General features: G+C 38.0%; 18 protein-coding genes and 1 pseudogene. 1 reads left to right on the top strand and 18 read right to left on the bottom strand.

Features of this window, described 5'->3' with window-relative positions; translation table 11 throughout:
* Window positions 1-258 precede the first annotated feature (258 nt).
* The 7 genes and pseudogenes from MMY95_RS07415 to MMY95_RS07445 all read right to left on the bottom strand — a co-directional run bounded on the left by MMY95_RS07415 (window position 259) and on the right by MMY95_RS07445 (window position 6,440).
* Window positions 259-1,061, bottom strand: a pseudogene (locus MMY95_RS07415) (sugar phosphate nucleotidyltransferase).
* Between the two features lie 45 nt (window positions 1,062-1,106).
* Window positions 1,107-2,354, bottom strand: a complete 1,248-nt coding sequence (locus MMY95_RS07420) for a hypothetical protein (RefSeq protein WP_202861328.1) — start codon at window positions 2,352-2,354, stop codon at window positions 1,107-1,109.
* 24 nt (window positions 2,355-2,378) lie between these two features.
* Window positions 2,379-3,248, bottom strand: a complete 870-nt coding sequence (locus tag MMY95_RS07425) for a glycosyltransferase (RefSeq protein WP_202861327.1) — start codon at window positions 3,246-3,248, stop codon at window positions 2,379-2,381.
* 215 nt (window positions 3,249-3,463) lie between these two features.
* On the bottom strand, window positions 3,464-4,120 hold the full coding sequence (locus tag MMY95_RS07430) for a sugar transferase (protein WP_241277573.1): 657 nt from the start codon (window positions 4,118-4,120) through the stop codon (window positions 3,464-3,466).
* A 49-nt stretch (window positions 4,121-4,169) separates the two neighbouring features.
* The gene (locus MMY95_RS07435; protein WP_241277574.1) at window positions 4,170-4,943 is read right to left on the bottom strand and encodes a CpsB/CapC family capsule biosynthesis tyrosine phosphatase; all 774 of its coding nucleotides are present in this window, start codon (window positions 4,941-4,943) and stop codon (window positions 4,170-4,172) included.
* Complete coding sequence (locus MMY95_RS07440) at window positions 4,930-5,658, bottom strand: CpsD/CapB family tyrosine-protein kinase (RefSeq protein ID WP_062689130.1); 729 nt, start codon at window positions 5,656-5,658, stop codon at window positions 4,930-4,932. The genes MMY95_RS07435 and MMY95_RS07440 overlap by 14 nt, the downstream gene beginning before the upstream one ends.
* A gap of 11 nt (window positions 5,659-5,669) precedes the next feature.
* A complete protein-coding gene (locus MMY95_RS07445; protein ID WP_202861325.1) occupies window positions 5,670-6,440 on the bottom strand; it encodes a Wzz/FepE/Etk N-terminal domain-containing protein in 771 nt (256 codons plus the stop codon).
* A 356-nt stretch (window positions 6,441-6,796) separates the two neighbouring features.
* On the opposite strand from MMY95_RS07445, the gene MMY95_RS07450 reads away from it, so the two are divergent.
* On the top strand, window positions 6,797-7,390 hold the full coding sequence (locus tag MMY95_RS07450; protein ID WP_202861324.1) for a tyrosine-type recombinase/integrase: 594 nt from the start codon (window positions 6,797-6,799) through the stop codon (window positions 7,388-7,390).
* A 37-nt stretch (window positions 7,391-7,427) separates the two neighbouring features.
* On the opposite strand, the gene MMY95_RS07455 is transcribed toward MMY95_RS07450, so the two are convergent.
* The 11 genes from MMY95_RS07455 to MMY95_RS07505 form a co-directional block, all read right to left on the bottom strand.
* The gene (locus tag MMY95_RS07455; protein ID WP_202861323.1) at window positions 7,428-8,123 is read right to left on the bottom strand and encodes a hypothetical protein; all 696 of its coding nucleotides are present in this window, start codon (window positions 8,121-8,123) and stop codon (window positions 7,428-7,430) included.
* A gap of 802 nt (window positions 8,124-8,925) precedes the next feature.
* The gene (rfbD, locus tag MMY95_RS07460) at window positions 8,926-9,768 is read right to left on the bottom strand and encodes a dTDP-4-dehydrorhamnose reductase (RefSeq protein WP_202861322.1); all 843 of its coding nucleotides are present in this window, start codon (window positions 9,766-9,768) and stop codon (window positions 8,926-8,928) included.
* A gap of 69 nt (window positions 9,769-9,837) precedes the next feature.
* Complete coding sequence (gene rfbB / locus MMY95_RS07465) at window positions 9,838-10,866, bottom strand: dTDP-glucose 4,6-dehydratase (protein WP_202861321.1); 1,029 nt, start codon at window positions 10,864-10,866, stop codon at window positions 9,838-9,840.
* A gap of 9 nt (window positions 10,867-10,875) precedes the next feature.
* The gene (rfbC, locus tag MMY95_RS07470) at window positions 10,876-11,457 is read right to left on the bottom strand and encodes a dTDP-4-dehydrorhamnose 3,5-epimerase (protein WP_015825387.1); all 582 of its coding nucleotides are present in this window, start codon (window positions 11,455-11,457) and stop codon (window positions 10,876-10,878) included.
* Between the two features lie 3 nt (window positions 11,458-11,460).
* Window positions 11,461-12,330: a glucose-1-phosphate thymidylyltransferase RfbA gene (gene rfbA / locus MMY95_RS07475; RefSeq protein WP_021730701.1), complete on the bottom strand. Its 870-nt coding sequence runs from the start codon at window positions 12,328-12,330 to the stop codon at window positions 11,461-11,463.
* Window positions 12,331-12,496: 166 nt separating this feature from the next.
* Window positions 12,497-13,171 carry an SGNH/GDSL hydrolase family protein gene (locus MMY95_RS07480; RefSeq protein WP_063490117.1) on the bottom strand — a complete coding sequence of 225 codons (675 nt, stop codon included), beginning with the start codon at window positions 13,169-13,171 and terminating at the stop codon, window positions 12,497-12,499.
* 31 nt (window positions 13,172-13,202) lie between these two features.
* Window positions 13,203-14,333, bottom strand: coding sequence for an acyltransferase family protein (locus MMY95_RS07485; protein ID WP_241277575.1), 1,131 nt, complete (start codon window positions 14,331-14,333; stop codon window positions 13,203-13,205).
* Complete coding sequence (locus tag MMY95_RS07490) at window positions 14,299-15,285, bottom strand: hypothetical protein (RefSeq protein ID WP_202861319.1); 987 nt, start codon at window positions 15,283-15,285, stop codon at window positions 14,299-14,301. Before MMY95_RS07490 ends, MMY95_RS07485 begins: the two co-directional genes overlap by 35 nt.
* 132 nt (window positions 15,286-15,417) lie before the next feature.
* Complete coding sequence (locus MMY95_RS07495; protein WP_241277576.1) at window positions 15,418-16,287, bottom strand: glycosyltransferase family 2 protein; 870 nt, start codon at window positions 16,285-16,287, stop codon at window positions 15,418-15,420.
* Between the two features lie 21 nt (window positions 16,288-16,308).
* A complete protein-coding gene (locus tag MMY95_RS07500) occupies window positions 16,309-17,238 on the bottom strand; it encodes a glycosyltransferase family 2 protein (RefSeq protein WP_202861317.1) in 930 nt (309 codons plus the stop codon).
* Between the two features lie 4 nt (window positions 17,239-17,242).
* On the bottom strand, window positions 17,243-18,409 hold the full coding sequence (locus tag MMY95_RS07505; RefSeq protein ID WP_202861316.1) for a glycosyltransferase family 4 protein: 1,167 nt from the start codon (window positions 18,407-18,409) through the stop codon (window positions 17,243-17,245).
* Between the last annotated feature and the right edge of the window lies 1 nt (window position 18,410).

The following is an 18,410-nucleotide window of genomic DNA, read 5'->3' on the forward strand; positions in this document are numbered from 1 at the left end:
GCCCTTTCGTCTGTGTGCTTTATCGGTACTGGCTAACTTACTATTGCAATTTGCGAGTTTTTCTATTCACCGTAAGTTGTTAAAACATCTCAAGCATCTTCAATTACTTCAAACATCGTAGCCAGCATCTCGCAAATAAACTTGATTTGGGTTGTCTTTTTCCGCTAAAGATTAAACTTCCAATCACCCAAAGCTGTTGATTCAATATTTTTCGACATTTTGTAGCTCTAGCCATTTTCATCTTAACTTACCAAGGGATTAATCCCTCCCGATGAGTCTTAACAAGTATTGACCATAATCATTTTTCTTCAACGGTTGCGCAAGTCCATAAACTTTGTCTGCATCGATATAGCCCATCCGATAAGCGACTTCTTCTAAACATGCAACTTTGAGATTCTGTCGCTTTTGAACCGTTGCAATAAAACTGCTTGCCTCTTGAAGAGAATCATGTGTTCCAGTATCCAACCAAGCAAATCCATGCCCCATTAGCTCAACGTCTAATTGATGGCGCTTCAAGTACACTTTGTTAATATCGGTAATTTCCAACTCGCCACGAGATGATGGTTTAATATTCTTTGCAATCTCCACGACTTGATTGTCATAAAAATACAACCAGTGACCGCGTATTTACTAGCTGGATATTCTGGCTTCTCAACAATTGACTTTGCATGCATGCCTTCATCAAATTCAATGACTCCGAACCGTTCAGGATCATTGACATGATATCCAAAAACAGTAGCGCCTATTGTCTTAGCACTAGCGTGTTGGAGAATTTTCGATAACCCGCCACCATAATAGATATTATCCCCTAGAATAAGACAGACTGAATCATCACCAATGAATTCAGATCCTAGAATAAATGCTTCTGCCAAGCCATTAGGTTTCTCTTGAACTGCATAGGACATATTTAGCCCTTTATTCTCCGAATCATGAAAGTAAAGAAAATCATTAGTTGGAACGTCGCACATTACAGAGGACGAATTATCATACACAATTAAGTGTATACCGCTCGAAATTTGCCGAATTACACTCTGAAATGCTGGACTGTTACTCAGCTTCATTTCATAAATAACAATCAAAACGGCCTGCTTTTGATTACGCATTAATCATGCTTCCTCTCTTTCATAGTTTTGTTTGATACTCTTTTTTTGAGAAAACAAGCCACAGATAAAAGGAAGAAACAATTGCATAGACAACGCACTAAACGAAAAGAAATTTGAAAATGGCATCAACACGTAAATAGTCGATGTCAACACAAGTGCCAAATCAAAATATCCAGGTGCAAATTTTCGAATCAATTCTAAATAGACAATTGGAAACAATAGTACATAAATCAAGAACACACATACTCCCATCCATCCTAAAAAAGTATATGGTAATGTAAATGCCGTAGTGACGGTAAACTCATTAGTCATCAACCATGCTTGATAATCGTCCTCATATGTCGGATATATTCGTTTTGAAATAAAATCAGGAAAAAAGTTGGTGACTAAAAACTCCCCGATGTTTGCAGTACTTGCTGTAGGACTAGAGAGCTCTGTATTATAGCGAAAATTTGCAATTGGTGAAGTTGCATAAATGTAAGTCCAATAAAACGGTTTAGGAATATTCGAATCAGTAAATTTATTAGTTGCCTTTCCGATTGAGAGAATCAAACTTGATTCTGTAAGATTTTCGGTGTGTCCATAATCATGATTCATTCGATAATTACCTGTAATTCCAAATAAATAAAGCCCAAATAACAATAGCAATCCAATCACTACCCCGACTTTAATCGTTATCTTTTTTCGCAGAGTCAGTAAAAACAGCATAAGTATACCAAGTAGTAAAATAACAATTGTGCCTCTCGAGAGTCCAAACAACAACGGAAGCAATGCAATCCCGGCTGCACATAATAACTGTAATCTACGAACTTTAGTTAAAAAAAAGGTTTTCGCAATACTAAGCAACAAAAATGAATCACAAACAACCATCAGTACATGTATGGTTGGAAAACCATATTCTTTGTAATTAACTTGACCTAACAACGGCATTCCATGTGAGTACAGTATATCTGCAATGCCTAATCCTAAAAATACAATGGCCCACAAAGTATATGTGTTTACTGACTGCCCACCATTATTTTTTTGTGCTTTAAGTGCAGCGTCTGACCATTGTTTCCTGAAACACAAGTAAAGTATGAAGTTCAATACCATTGCAATAATCAGAAAGGTAATAACCTTTGTGCCTAACGAAACGTTAAACTCCGAAAAATCAAAACTATAGAGTACAACCGTTATAAGAAACGTCATAACAAAGAAGAAGTAAGGATTTATATTGCTGTAAACTTTACGCGATTTTGCATTGTTTTCCAACGATTTCACCTATTCCTTACTATTCTATAACTTTCCAATTCTATATCCGCTGTACTTAATAAAGCTACGAATATATAACTCTGGAATCTTAAAAAGCTTATTGCTATGCAGCAACTCTCTGGTTTGTGTAAGAACCAATGTAATTCCATCTTTTTCATTTGAGCCAAATGACTTTTGAATCCATTTATTTTGAGCATGAAATTTCCCCATATTATAATATCGATTAAATTGTTCGCGAAAATTCAATCCATTAGTATGGGTTACAACTGCATCTGCACAGTATCCGACCTCGTAGTCAGAATTAATTGCTCGTGCCGCTATATACATGTCCTCTGCAAACCTTACATCTTTTGGAAAACAGCCAACGTTTTCCAAGTATTCACGACGATATATTGAAAATGTATCAGATGAAAAGACTGTTTTAATTCCAAGACGTGGAATATCTTTTTTGGCTTTGACTCTGCTTTCTTCTGGATAGTTAAATTCTCTATCTTTTTGATCAAAATAATTCTCGCCTGGTACGTCAACGACTTGACGTCCATATGCAACCATCATTCGTGGATGCAGAATCATAAAATGAAGCAAGTTAGAGAAGGCCAACTCATGTACATATGCATCCTGTGTCATAAAATAAATAAAATCACAATCACTTAATATCTCAACAGCCTGTCGCCTTACAAGACCATGAGTAAATTGGTTACGATTAATGTTGTAAACCTCAAAACCATGTTTCTTTGCAATCATCCTCGTATTATCATCCGATTCAGAATCAATAATGATTTTGCGCAAATTAGTCATTTTTTGATTTTCAATACAATTTAGCATCGTTTCAAAACATTTACCTGCATTAAGTGTTGGTATCATTAATCCAACTTTTGGTTCTTCAATAACCATACTAATCCTCCACGTAATTAGAAAACACAAAAAAAAACAGTTTCTGATGGGTGCTTGCTTCAGAATAAAAATCTAAGGTATTTTTCAACCCATTCAAAATCATATATCAGTTTTAAAGATAGGATAGCACCTAAATCCCAGTAACTTACGGCACATAAAATACTTTCCTTAATATAAGACAACTACGCTTGTTTCGCCGCCTGCTCTTAAATATTTTAGAAGGCTCCATCACTCTTGAAAATACTAATTATATTTTTAAAGCAAATCCTAAAGTCAAACAAAAACGACTGGTTTTCCACATAATAAAGTTCAATATCACACCGCTCTGGATAACCAATATTAGAGCGGCCTGTCGCTTGCCAATAACCCATTGCTCCAGGTTTGACTGATAAAAGTTCAGATGTGCGCTTACCATATTCGGACAATTCTTCACTGACAACCGGTCGTGGTCCAATTAGTGCCATTTCACCCTTTAGTACATTTATAAATTGAGGAATTTCATCCAAAGATGATTTCCGCAGCAAGCTACCGACCTTTGTAACACGTGGATCTTTACCCTCAGGAAGTTTATAATTATTCTTTTTGTACTCATGATAAAGTTTTGGATCTTTACGCAATTTTTTATCAGCGTCAATAATCATTGAGCGAAACTTGATAATTTTAAATGGTTTTCCATGGAGACCAATTCGGACCTGTTTGTAAAAAATGGGCCCTTTGTTCTCCCCAAAACAATCAATCATGAAAACAGCCAAAAAAATTGGACTTAGAATTAACAATGCACATAAAGAAAGCACAATATCCAAAATACGCTTTGACACCATATAGACTCGCATACTTTGACGCATACTACCCTTTTTTTTAGAAATTTCCATAGCTCTGAGCTCCTCGTAAATTAAATGACTTTTCTATCTTTTGCAAGGTCTAAAACAACCAGTGTTTTCGCTTCTTTCTGGGCATCTCAATCTTGCCAATATCGATCTGTTCACCATTCAACAAATCCCGAGCGTTGGTTGCAAAACGTTCAGGATATTCGGGATTCATTTCATTTAAGACTTGATAGGCCTTCGTCATAGCAAAGCCCCGATTTTTCAGCGTATGTGCATCCGACGCGACCACCTGCACCAAACCGCACTTAACAAATTCTTTTGCGGTTCGTTGGACTTGTTCCCCAAAAGTGCCAACTAAACTCGTGGCCGTAACCTGTGCCAAGACCCCATCCTCAGCCAACTTGTATAATCGCTGCGGTTCGGCAATAATTTGAGCATTCCGTTCAGGGTGTGCAATGACCGGGGTAATCCCCTCACAAGACAATTGAAAAATCATCTCATCCAAGTAACTTGGTACCATTTCGTGGGGAAGTTCTAATAGTAAATAGTGTCTACTGGTATCTATTCCCAACAAATCATCAATATTTTCCATCAACTGACCATTCAGATGTACCTCCTGACCAGGAAAAATGGTTAACGGAATATCATTTGCATCTAGCTCTTCTTGAAATGTCTTAACCGCTGCCGCCACATCACCGGCATGATTGAGATAGTGCCGATCCATATGGTGTGGTGTCGCTAAAATATAGCGAATCCCGTCAGCCACCGCCTGTCGTGCTAATTCCAATGACGCTTCTAAGGAAGGTGAACCATCATCAATGGCCGGTAAGATGTGGCAATGTAAGTCAACTAAATTATTTATCTTCATCACTGTAATACCCGTAGCCACTGTTATAGCCATAGTATCCGTGATGAGAGCCATCACGAACATCGTTCAACACTGTACCCAAAATGTTAGCTTGTGATTTCTTTAATGAATTAACAGCATCGCGAACCGCTGCTTTTTGGGCTACACCTTGGCGAACAACTAAGACCGTGCCATCAACTTTATTAGCAAGCAATTGTGAGTCAGTCACTGGCAAAATTGGTGGTGCGTCAACGATCACCAAATCTAATTTACGTGTTGCCGAAGTTAAAAACTCGGTCATTTTGTTACTACCCAACAGTTCGGCCGGGTTAGGTGGCTTCGGACCACTCGTCATCACAAATAGATTGCCAATGACTGGATGAATTGCATCATTCACATCGTCCATCTGATTGGCTAACCATGAACTTAATCCCTTATGGTTTTTAAGGCCAAATGTCTTATGAATCGTTGGTCGTCGCAAGTCAGCATCGACCAGTAAGACTTGCATGCCTTCCTTGGCATACTCCACTGCTAAGTTACCACTTACTGTCGATTTGCCCTCGCCAAGCATGGCCGAAGTCACCATCAAAGTTCGTAGCTTATGGTCAGTAGCCGCAAAATTAATATTCGTTCGAATTGTTTTAATCTGCTCAGTAATGACCGACATAGGTTCATTAATCGTCGTGAGATTAATTGGGGCCGTAGTCGTTATATTCTGTTCTTTACGTTTAAACATCTAACACCCTCCTAAACTCGTTTCATCGCTTGCGACGATGTTCGATCATTATGCGTATGATAGCCACCATTCAGATTCAAGGCCTGTTTCTTCATTGAATGGTGATGTTGATGGTTAACCAAGCCTAAACTAGTCAATCCTAATTCATCAGTTAAGAAATCAGCGTCGTGAACGCGGCGATCAGTGAGCATCCGAATCGCTGCATAAGCAAATCCTAATAGCAAGCCAACAACTAGCCCAATCAACATATTCAGCGGCTTCTTCGGTGATACTGCGCCATTTGGCGTTTCGGCCGGAGCAACAATCGTGACGTTGTTGACCTTAATAATCTTTTGTACTTGATTCTTAAAACTACGAGCAATTTGATTAGCAATCGTCGCACTAGCTTTTGCATCAGCATCAGTCACTGCAATCGAGAAAACCTGTGAGTTGGTCGTGCTTGTCACACTCACTTCACTTTTCAATGAGTTCAGTGAGCGCTCAATACCATAACGTTTACTTAATTGTTGCTTAGCTGGTTTTAAAACCACCTGTCCAGCAATTAATTCTTTGTAGGTCGTAATCATCTGAACGTCAGCCTGCTGCCCAGCGTACTCAGTAGCGGCATTAGTATTCTTACGGTTAACCAAAATCTGAACACTCGATTGGTACTTAGGCGTAATTACAAAGAAGGTCAATCCTGCGGCAACTATCAATCCCACCACCGTAAAACTGACAATTGCACGCCAGTACTTACGGACAAGCCGGATAAAAAAGTCAAAACTTACTGCTTGATCCATCATTCACTCTCCAAAATTAACTAGATTAAAACCACATTTTATGTAACGTCATTAAAAAAAAAAAAGAAAGATTCCTTTTACATCAATGCTTCACGTTAATTTTTATAAAATGAGTTTAAGATTGTATGAATTGGACTAATAACAGCCGTTTTTATACAAAAAAATTCATATTATATTGACAAATGTTTATGTGATGTTATATTTAACTACAGATTATGGATAAACGGCACTATTTTTTTTAAATAGTGCCGTTTATTCGTTTAATCGAGTATTGTACTAGATGTTTGATTATATTTATTAATTAATATGGTTTATAATTAATGCTTAATAGTCATAATTAGTACGTCCCACGAAAGAGTGTGATTAATATTTACTACAATGTTGAGCCCTTACGTTCCAAAGAAGAAATCACTGACTTCGTTAATAAGGCTTGGAACGGTACGCATGGTGAGCGTAACACGTTGTTAATTCTAATTGGTTTAAATACTGGACTTCGAATGAGCGATATTCTTAACTTAAAGGTCGGACAGATTCGCTATCACGATATTGTCCACATTACTGAAAAAAAGACCAAAAAGAGGCGTGTGATTTTACTCACACGCCTACGTCCACAAATCAATCACTATATTAAAGATTTACCAGATAATGAATATCTTTTTACCAATCGACAACATCAGCCACTAAGTGTTAATGCCGTTTATAAACTTTTCCAAACCATCGCCCGTAAAATGCACCGAACGGATATTGGTACCCATACGCTCCGTAAAACTTTTGGTTACCATTATTATCAGCAAACCCACGACATTGGAACTTTAATGATGATTTTCAATCATTCTAGTGAAGCAATTACGAAACGGTATATTGGGCTCAATCAGGATGTTATTTTGAAGCAGATGGCTGGGTTTTCATTAGGTATTGATACCTTTAATAAGGAAAAGCCGAAAATTAATTAACTACTTTACTGCACGAAGAACTCTGCAAAATGATCTTTCAATCTGGTATCAACTCCATCAGTTCTGGTCCACGGTTAGTCAGTAAAAATCCAGTATTACTATTATGCATGAATACAAGTCCTTCTAACTCACGTCGACCTGAAAATCCAACTTCTCCAATCTGAGTTGTCGCTAATTTTCCCAAAGCAGATTGTGGAAACGAAATTACTCCTTCATCGGCAACTAAATAAAATTGCTTTAATACTTCATTAAAGCCCATCGACTGTGCAGTAAATGTTGGATTTGTGGCGATACCCTGCTCGAATGCTGTAAAATAAACCGAGTTCGTCGTAATTTTTCCGTGATATAACGTCACATTTCCCCCAGTACTTGTTGCTAGTGGATTTTTACCATCTATCCAATAATGGGCTTCTCCTTGACGGTCAAAAGTTAGCACTGATCCCATCCCAAAACGACTCATCGAAAAGGTAACTTTAGCATCTGCAGTCAATGTTTTAGCATCTAATCGAGCAACAATATTCTGGGCTGTATGTCCGTAAGATTGGATATACCACAACTCATTGGTCTTTGGATTAAGTGCTAAAGATTGTGCATGCCCAGTATTAAACTCTGGTCCAACCTCAACAGTATTTAACACCTTTCTATCAAATTCAGTGATACGGTTCAATAATTGGTGTGCCGCAGCAGTTCTCAGAAGGGCCATTCCTCCAGATTTACTTGCATCTAAAGCCATTAATTTTTTTCAATCGTATCGTACTACCCATCCTGTTTGTGAGGCACTAGTTGGCTGTGTACCATCTACATACATCACATACAGAAAATGATTATCTTCAGAAAAGGCAGCACTTTGCGGATCAGTCAAATTTCTATTTCCCAAATATAATGGCAAATACAATTTAGTTCTAAAATAGTAACATTCACCATAACTACTGCTCTGATGCAACGTATCTGCTTGTGTTTGAATTTCTTTAGTCATTGTATACGAAGATGTATCACTAATTTTGCCTTCCCTACTACTTAATTATTTCACCATTATATAATGATGCATAAGTATGGTTTGTATTTGGATTTCTTATGGCATCTTGCTGTTGAATTTTATTTACCACCAAATAACTCTGTTTGACTGGTCCGGGTATTAACATTTCCCTTATTTGCCCATAAAAATCGTTTGTCACTTTAGCCGTTCCTAATAATGGTATTAATTTCTTTGTATTATGAGAACGAGTGGAACTCTTTGTTGTTACACTTGCTTATACTGAGCATTCAACTAATATATTTGAGTTCAAAATGAATACAAAACCAATGCTTAACAAAAGAATCAATGGCCACTTTATCTGTCCCATTAACATCACCTCTAAATTTATATCAGAATATTACCTCAATGTGTGTACCAATAAATATTAGTTTGGATAATATCTTTATTACTAAACACATCAATCAACATAAAAAAATCCCCTCCAAATTGCAAATACAAACTATTTGCCAACTTTAAAGGAGAATTGTTATATTGCTTAAACTTTTTTATACAGCAACACTTACTTGATACTCAACAAAAATTGCTTGAGCGCTTCCTGCCAAGTCAAAATATGGTAACCAGTTGCCTTGGCTTTATCCAAATTCATCACTGAATGCTGTGGCCGGTAAGCCTTTTGTGGGAATTGTTCAGAAGTAACTGGTGCTACTTCAACATCAGTATCCTTCAAAATTTCCTTCGCAAAGTCATACCAAGTAGCTGTATTATCGTTACTTAATTGATAGGTCCCTGAAGCGGCTTCAGTTTTCACCAGGTAGGCCATAAATTCTGCTAATGTTCGCGTCCAGGTTGGTCGTCCAAGTTGATCATTGACGACTGTCAACTTGTCATGCGTCTTTGCTAAATTCTGCATTGTGAAGACAAAGTTATGTCCAAATTCGCCGAAAACCCAGCTAGTCCGAACAATATAGTAATCAGCACCGCTGTGACGAACGGCTTCTTCACCAGCCCACTTAGCACGCCCATACTCATTCTTGGGGTTGGCTGGATCATCTTCTAAATATTCACCTTTATTAGTGCCATCAAAAATGTAGTCAGTAGAAACATAAACCAATTTAACACCCTGTTCAGCTGCTACTTGGGCTAAATTTTTTGTTCCATCAACATTGACCAGCCAATTGAGGGCTTTGCCTTCATCTTCGGCCTTATCAACTGCTGTGTAAGCCGCGCAATCATATAAGACCGCTGGTTGTAATTCTGCAATCTTAGCTTTGACTGCGTCTAAGTCTGTAATATCCAATTCTTTTTCAGTCAGCGCGTCAAATGCAATTCCTTGTTCATTTAATAGTCGTTGTAACTCATGACCTAACTGACCATTGGCACCAACAATCATTACTTTAGCCATTTTCATTTCCTCCTAAAAAATAAGCGAACTGTCAATCGACACTCCGCTTATTCAAAATCTTCTGTGTTTTTATTGCCCGTTCTTGGCGTAGTTTGATTCAACCTTGTTCTTATCTGCTTGCCACCAGTCTTGATGGTCAGTATACCAATCAATCGTTGCTTTCAAACCAGACCGGAAGTCAGTAAACTCTGGCCGCCAACCTAATTCCGTGCGCAACTTAGTTGAATCGATTGCATAACGTAAATCATGGCCGGGACGATCCTTAACAACATCATAAGCATCTTTAGGCTGACCCATTAATTCAAGAATCATTTCCAAGACGTCCTTATTGTTCATTTCACCATCGGCACCAATCAGGTAGGTCTCACCAATCTTACCCTTGGTTAAAATATCCCAAACGGCCGCAGAATGATCGTTCGTGTGAATCCAGTCACGAACATTTTTACCACTACCATATAATTTTGGCCGAATACCACTTAATATATTGGTAATTTGGCGTGGAATAAATTTCTCAATATATTGATAAGGACCATAATTATTTGAACAGTTTGAAATAGTGGCTTGTAAGCCAAACGAACGCACCCAAGCCCGAACTAAGAGATCACTGCTGGCCTTAGATGAAGAGTATGGGCTGGAAGGCTTATACCGACTAGTTGGTGTAAACTTCTCGCCAACACCCTCACCATGGCCCGGTAAGTCTTCCCGTAATGGTAAATCACCGTATACTTCATCGGTGGAAACATGGTGGAAGCGTTTGTTAAACTTATGTGCGGATTGAATCAGCGTATAAGTCCCAATAATATTCGTTTCGATGAATGGCCATGGATCCTTCAATGAATTATCATTATGGCTTTCAGCGGCGTAATGGACAACCGCGTCAGTTTGTTGCATTAATTCATCAACTAAGGGCGCATCACAAATGTCACCCACAACTAATTTAACCCGGTCGCCTAGAATTTCTTCCAAGTTGGCCCGATTACCAGCGTAAGTTAACTTATCTAATACGGTAATCTTGACTTCGGGATGATGATTATAAACATAGTGAACAAAGTTAGAGCCAATAAAGCCGGCACCACCGGTAACTAATAAGTTTTCCATGACGTCTCCTTAAATTTCGCCGTAAACAAACGGATTATTCTGTTCAAATTCTTTGAAGGTCTGTTGTTTAGCATCCTTTTCAGAAGTAATAGCTTGATCGTAGTCAATAGGCCAGTTAATATTTAAATCTTTATCCATAAAGGTAATACCACCGTCGGCTTCAGCGTTGTAGTAGTTATCACACTTGTATAAGAAATTAACATTATCAGTCAATGTCACAAAGCCATGGGCAAAACCACGGGGGACTAACAATTGACGGTGGTTACTTTCAGAGATAATGTAGCCTTCCCACTCACCGTAAGTAGGTGAGCCAGCACGAACGTCCACAATAACATCGAGCACGGCACCAGTCACCACGCGAATTAATTTAGTTTGCGCTGCCTTGCCACGTTGAAAATGCAGTCCCCGCAAAACACCCGCTTCCGCTGACAATGATTGATTATCCTGAATGAAATCAAAATCAATTCCAGCTTCTTTGAAATCACGGTCAGAGTAAGTTTCCGTAAAGAACCCGCGCTTGTCACCAAAAACTGCTGGTTCAATAATCTTAACATCTTGTAACTTAGTCGTTGTTACCTTTAATTTGCCCAAAATTTAAGCCCTCCCAATTAATCTTAATAAGTATTGACCGTAATCATTCTTCTTCAATGGTTGCGCCAATTCATACACTTTATCAGCATCAATATAACCCATTCGATACGCCACTTCTTCTAAGCAAGCCACTTTTAAGTTCTGGCGTTTTTGCACGGTTGCGATAAAACTACTTGCTTCTTGTAATGAGTCATGGGTCCCAGTATCAAGCCAAGCAAAACCACGGCCCATGAGTTCAACATCTAACTCATTATGTTCTAAGTAAACTTTGTTGATATCCGTAATCTCCAATTCACCACGTGGTGATGGCTGAATATTCTTCGCAATATCAACGACTTGATTATCATAAAAATACATTCCCGTGACAGCATAATTACTAGCTGGGTGTACAGGCTTTTCAACAATGGACTTTGCATGCATATTTTCATCAAAGTCAACGACACCAAACCGTTCCGGATCATTGACATGGTAACCAAAGACCGTGGCCCCCTTCGGCTTAGCGCTAGCATGTTGAAGCATCTTGGATAAGCCGCCACCATAATAAATATTATCACCTAAAATAAGACAGACTGAATCATTTCCAATGAAATCAGCGCCCAAAATAAAAGCTTCAGCTAAACCGTTCGGCTTTTCTTGGACAGCATAGGATAGATTCAAGCCCAAATCATGACCATCGCCTAACAGTTCTTTGAACCGTGGTGTATCAACAGGTGTTGAAATAACCAAAATATCTTGGATTCCTGCCAACATTAACGTCGATAACGGATAATAAATCATTGGCTTATCATAAATCGGGATCAATTGTTTTGAAATCGCCCGTGTAATTGGATACAGCCGTGTACCAGATCCACCAGCTAAAATTATTCCCTTCAAAAAGAACACTCCTTTTATATTTGAGATAGTTTGACATTACTACCGTACTATAAATACAATGATAAATCCAAACTAATTTGACGTTAATAACGTATTACGCGCTGCGATCATGAATACAATTTCAATTTTTAGGATTCACGCTTAATTCTTCCAAGAAGTGGCACTTTCATTTATTTTGCAAAATAAACGCCGCAACTCGTAATCCCATAATCTTATATCCCTTTGCATTTGGATGTAATACACCATCCCAACTTAACGCCGAAACATTAGTTGCGGTAAAGAATGGATCCAAACGCCAATCTAACACTGCAACACCATAATTACTATACACTGTTTTCAAATTATCACAAAGCTCATTTTCTGCATAATTTACCTTATTCTTGACGTCCATTGCATTACCAGCCGTGTTAGGGTTAGGGTTAGGCGTTATAAACGCATTCAAAGGCAGTATACCGATTATCTTTACCTGCGGATGTTGTTGCTGCAAATACTTTAGTGCACTTGCCAATTTTAATACTACCTTATTCAAATCACGATTACTTAAGTAATCATTAATGCCATAACTAATCACAACTGTTGTCACATTTTTATACTTAGACGACTTCAGATTGGGAATTAAATCTCGTGCACTTCCGCCCGATATTGTACCACCATCGTGTCCATTATTGATTATATGCTGTTTTAATATATGACCAACCCACCAAGGATAACTTTTCTTACCGTGTTGATTGGTTCCAGATAATCCAGCAGTAATTGAGTCCCCTACAAACAGAATTGTATCTGAGCTTGTTTTCTGAGTAGTCACTCTTGAGCCACTATTTCCACAACCGGACAATACCATTAGGATCAAGCATCCTATAACAAAACTTAAACTAATTTGTCTTCTTTTTAACAACTAAATCCGGCTTTCTCTTCAAAAATGGATATTGACGGTTCAAATACAATGAACGAACTCCGGGAATTCTAGGAACAAGTAATACAGCAAGTACTGGGATAATTAAACGATAAAGATTAACAATGATAATCTTTACAATAAGGTTTTGTGTAAAATCCGCTGCCATTATCATTTGAGGTACCTGAGAATAAGTTAAATCTACATCATGAAAACACAACACAATGATGGATAGACGTCCAAACGTTCCCAATGTACTATCCACCACTTTTTTGGTTGCAATCAATTGTGATAATTTAATAACCACAATCGAACCCCCGACTGCACCTAAAATAGCCAACAACGTATCTGATGCTCCCACAGAAACTAGTAAAAACATCTGATTAGAAGCCGCTAATCCCCATGAAAATAGAGCCACAATAAAGATCTTCCACGAAATATCTTCTAACAACTGTTGTTCCTGTAATAAGTATCCAATATATAGAAATACTAGCGAAAATAAGGCAGCATTTAGTGACAACGGTAATAACCAGTTAGTCGCGATTAACTTTCCTAAAATAGCCAACAAACAGATAATAAATACTCGCACAAGTCGCTTGGATTTTAACCGTTTTGTAAACACAATAATCAGATTGAACAATTGTAACGCAATTGCCATTGCTAGTAAAAACCAAATTGCACCAATGGAATCTACATGTGCTGGGAATGGCAACCTTGAATCCGCACCAATACCATAAAAGATTGCACTTACTAAATCACTAAAACTAGCTGGATAATTCACCAACCAGGGAGTCTTCAATTGCGCTACAAAAAAAACAGCAATCATTACTAAACAAGTAGCATAGTATGGCAGTAGCAAATTTTTTGCTGCACCTTTTAATTCCTTTGCATAAGCCTTTTCTCGATATAAGTAGCCACTCAAAATAAAGAATATTGGCATGTGAAATGCGTAAATGTATCGACCAACATCAGACGAAACGTAGTAAAATAGTGAATGTCCAACTATCACAGATAGCATCGCAATTCCCCGTGCAATATCTATCCACATAACTCTTTTTCTCATAATTTCTCCCACTTTATTTATTTCTGTACACACCAAAATGCCTAACAAGAAAGCTACTTCTGATTCTTATCGGACTTGTGGTTAGCTCATCATTCCTGAACTTAACCACATGTACACCTGAAAATGTTTCGCTTGCGTTATACAAATCAAAAAACAGCAACCCAGTATGGCTATTCTCATCAATTGTGGTAGGTCCTTCAGGAATCAAATTGGAACTCATCTTTATCCCTATATGTTTAAACTGAGTAAATTTAACACCATTCTTAGAAGTGGCACGAACTAAATAATGCCTTGTCTCGTCCTTCGCCCAAAGTACATATCCATCCCGACTGGTCGTAATATGCGGATCAATTAAATTATTGTGCGCAGTATTTCCGATATTTAATGCTTCGGGCATGGATACAGATCCATGCTTACTATCAAATTGGAACCGATATAAATTGAAATGAACACCATCAGTTGAGCAAGCAGCAACTACATATAGTTGACCATTCTTCAACCGATAAAACTCAGGTGCCCAAACTTTCTGAAAATGATTATTAGGATTGTAATTTAAGTACACATGGTGCCAAGTTCTGAAGTTCTCAGTCCACATCGCGCCATTTGTATATACAATCCACCACTTTGATCCTATCTTAATAATAGATGGATCACGAACAGCTACATTAGGATAATTAGTTGCTAGTCTTTTCCAGTGAATGCCATCATCAGATAGGATAATACGAAGCCGATCTTCTTCACTCTTTAAATTTTGATAGTTTTGGCATCGTTTATTCAATCCATTATTTAAAACTTGAAACGTTACACCAACATAGCGTGCTTGGCTGACTGAACTTTTCACTTGAGAAGTCGACTTAATTGGCTTGTATGCGATCTTAACACGGTACTTATCATGTCTGAATCTCAACTTTTCTCCATGTACAAGCTGATACCCCTTTAGCTTTAAAGACTGCTTTTTGACCGGAAAGCCAAGTTTTCCGTTGACAACTTTATTAGACATTATTTTGGTACCCAGCGCATCCAATCTAACAATTTCGATCGTTGAAGATGGCCAGAAAAAGAAATAGGTCAGAGCAACTAATGAACCTATTATAATCAGCACTAAAAGGCACCACTTTATTCGTCTCAATGTTTAACCCCGTGGTCGAAATACTAAGCCAGAAAAAGTACCTTTGAGCACTGTAAAAGAGCGCTTTGCTCGGTGATCTGGGGCTACGATTAGCACTTTAATCCCAACAAATAAGTCTCTCAAAAATGTCATCAGTGTTACGGCCGACCCCTTATGCTTTTTACAAATATACATTTCGTTACGATACAAATAATAATAACGTGAGATACGATTACTAGAATCTGTATATATTAATGGTGCATTGTTTCCTGCAGATTCATGAACTACCAGTGCCTTGGTGACAAAATATCCAGGAGCAAGTTTAGACAATCGAGTTGTAAATTCGGTGTCATCGTGCCAAATGAAAAATTCTTCAAATGGCAAACCCACTTTTTCAACTTTCTTTCTTTCAACGAATAATGATACAAACGTAGCCTCTTGAACTCTGATTAGGCCTTTATCAGCGGCAACTGACCAATTTTGAGCAATTGGTGGCACATTCATTGGGGTACAGTCTTTCCAATGTGTATTAGCCGTCAAAAATCCGAAATCACTTAACGATAGTGTCGCATGTAATAGATTCTCTAATGCTGTGCTTGTTGGCATCGTATCATCATCCATAATCCAAAAATATTGATCATGGGTATTATCTAAAGCATACGAAATGCCTCTCTTAAAACCGCCAGCACCACCATAATTATCATCTAGTCGATTGTATAAAACTTGGTCAGAAGCCATAGACTTCATTATTGTTTCAGTTGCATCAGTACTATGATTATCAATAACTACAATATGAGTAACACCCACCGACTGATTCTTTATGGCACTCAAACATTTTTTTAGTAATTCAGAGCGATTATACGTTACAACAATTGCGCAGACCGTTGCATTCACTATTACTTCCTCCTATATCATTTATTTCAAATGATTATGATTAATAGCAAGTTTAACGATTAATGCAATCGTTGCAACCTGACTATTCTTATGAACCTTATTACGATACATATCTATTAAATTCCTAGTAAACTTTTCCGTCCCAAATCCTTTAACTGTCTCTAAATATGCTAATTCTTCATTATTGAGCCTACTACCATGCAACCGAATTAAAGAACTCGCTGCATTAATTGACATCTGGATTCTTTGACGTTCACCATTAGAGTTGAGAATGCGTAACTTTGCCAATACGCCAGTCGTCTTGCCAACTACATTTCCTGTATGCTGTCTGTATAGCATGCTTGGTGTTCCAATATAAGAAACCACTCCAAACTGCGCAGCTAGCAATCCCAACCACATATCATGCATCACTCTCACTGAATCCAGATCATTCAATGCAAACAATCTTAAATTTTTATTGATCATAACAGTGCATCCAACAATATCATTGGTAAGGAGTAGGGAGCGCATACTATCCTTCGCCTCGCGAGTTCCTTTTTCAAGCTCATGAAGCTCTGAATCAGTTATAATAAGATTTGTATGCACCAAACACGGCGCCGTTTGGACTTCAATTTCCAGCATCTTTTGATATGTGATTTCAATCTTTTGGGGTAGCCAAACATCGTCCTGATCACAGAACATATAGTACGGAGACTCGACTGTTTCAAGCATTAAGAAAAAACTCTTCATAGGTCCTAAATTCTCTGAAGAAGCTTCATTTTCGTCAAACCACCGCACTCGTTCTTCTTGTTCAACGTAATCATCTACAATCTGAACCGTCCCATCACTTGAACCATCGTCTCGAATGACAAGCTCCCAATTGGAATATGTTTGTGCCAGAATAGAATCAATTTGCTCTGTCAAATACTTTTCACCATTGTATGTTGACATCAAGATGGTAATTTTATCCATACAATCAAACATCTCCTCTCAATGATTTATCATAGACGTGTTCAAAATTCTGGATAAACTGATTTGGTGAAAAATCTTTTACTGCTCGCTCTCTAGAAGCCAATCCCATCTTTTTAATCAACTCAGGATCAACAATTAAGTCACTAATTCTTTTAGTCAACGCTTGAATTTCCACCGGCTTAACTAAGTAGCCGTTATACCCTTCAACAACCATTTCGGTAACACCACCATGGTTGAATCCCACTACCGGCTTTCCGCTGGCCATTGCCTCTAAAACCACAGTTGGTAATGGATCTGGACTTGTACTTGGCAAACAGAAAATATCAAACAATTGATAAACATCATGCATATCGGTTCGAAAGTCTTTTAGAACAATTTGTGAGGCAACCCCACTTGCCTGAATTTTAGCAGCAAGTTCATCACGAAAATGAGTTTCACCCTCAAAAACACCACCAACGAAAACCAAGCGTAAATTATCATTGTCCTTCAACAAAGGGATCATTGCATTCAAAAGTGCTTGCTGCCCCTTCCAAGAATTCAAACGGCCAATCATTCCCACAACCAGATTATCAGAACTCAATCCAAATTCTTGATACAAACTATTAGGAACCTCATGCGGTCGGAATCTATTTGTATCAATGCCGTTATAAATTACCCGTACTTGTTCAGGACACACTCTTTTGGAATCTACTAAGTGTTTTTTTACCTGCTCTGACACAGCCACAATTTTTGTAGCAAATTTTCCAGCTAAGAATGCCGTTACTTGGTATGCAATTTTAGGACTGGTAATAATTTCATGCACATGCCAAATTAATTTAGCCTTGAATAGTGATTTGAGATAAATCCCCTCCAGAACGGCCAGCGTATTGACATGGATAATACTGATATCATCCTGAGAAAACAACTGATAGATGGCACGGCAACTACGTCGATAATCTAACGCAAAGGATAACATACCCTTTGGATTAAAATATTTCCGTCGTAAAATTGGATAACTGATCACATGTGTTTCTACATGATTCTTTTTCAGTTCACGAACCAATGGGCCATCTACTGGCAATACAACGATGGGCATATATTTTGTTCGATCCAACTCTGAAACTAGATTAATCAGAATTCGATCAGCGCCATACAACTCAGCACCAGCATGTAAAAATAAAATTTTTTCCATA

This window comes from Lactiplantibacillus sp. ME-2, from assembly GCF_022549155.1.
Taxonomy (GTDB): domain Bacteria; phylum Bacillota; class Bacilli; order Lactobacillales; family Lactobacillaceae; genus Lactiplantibacillus; species Lactiplantibacillus plantarum.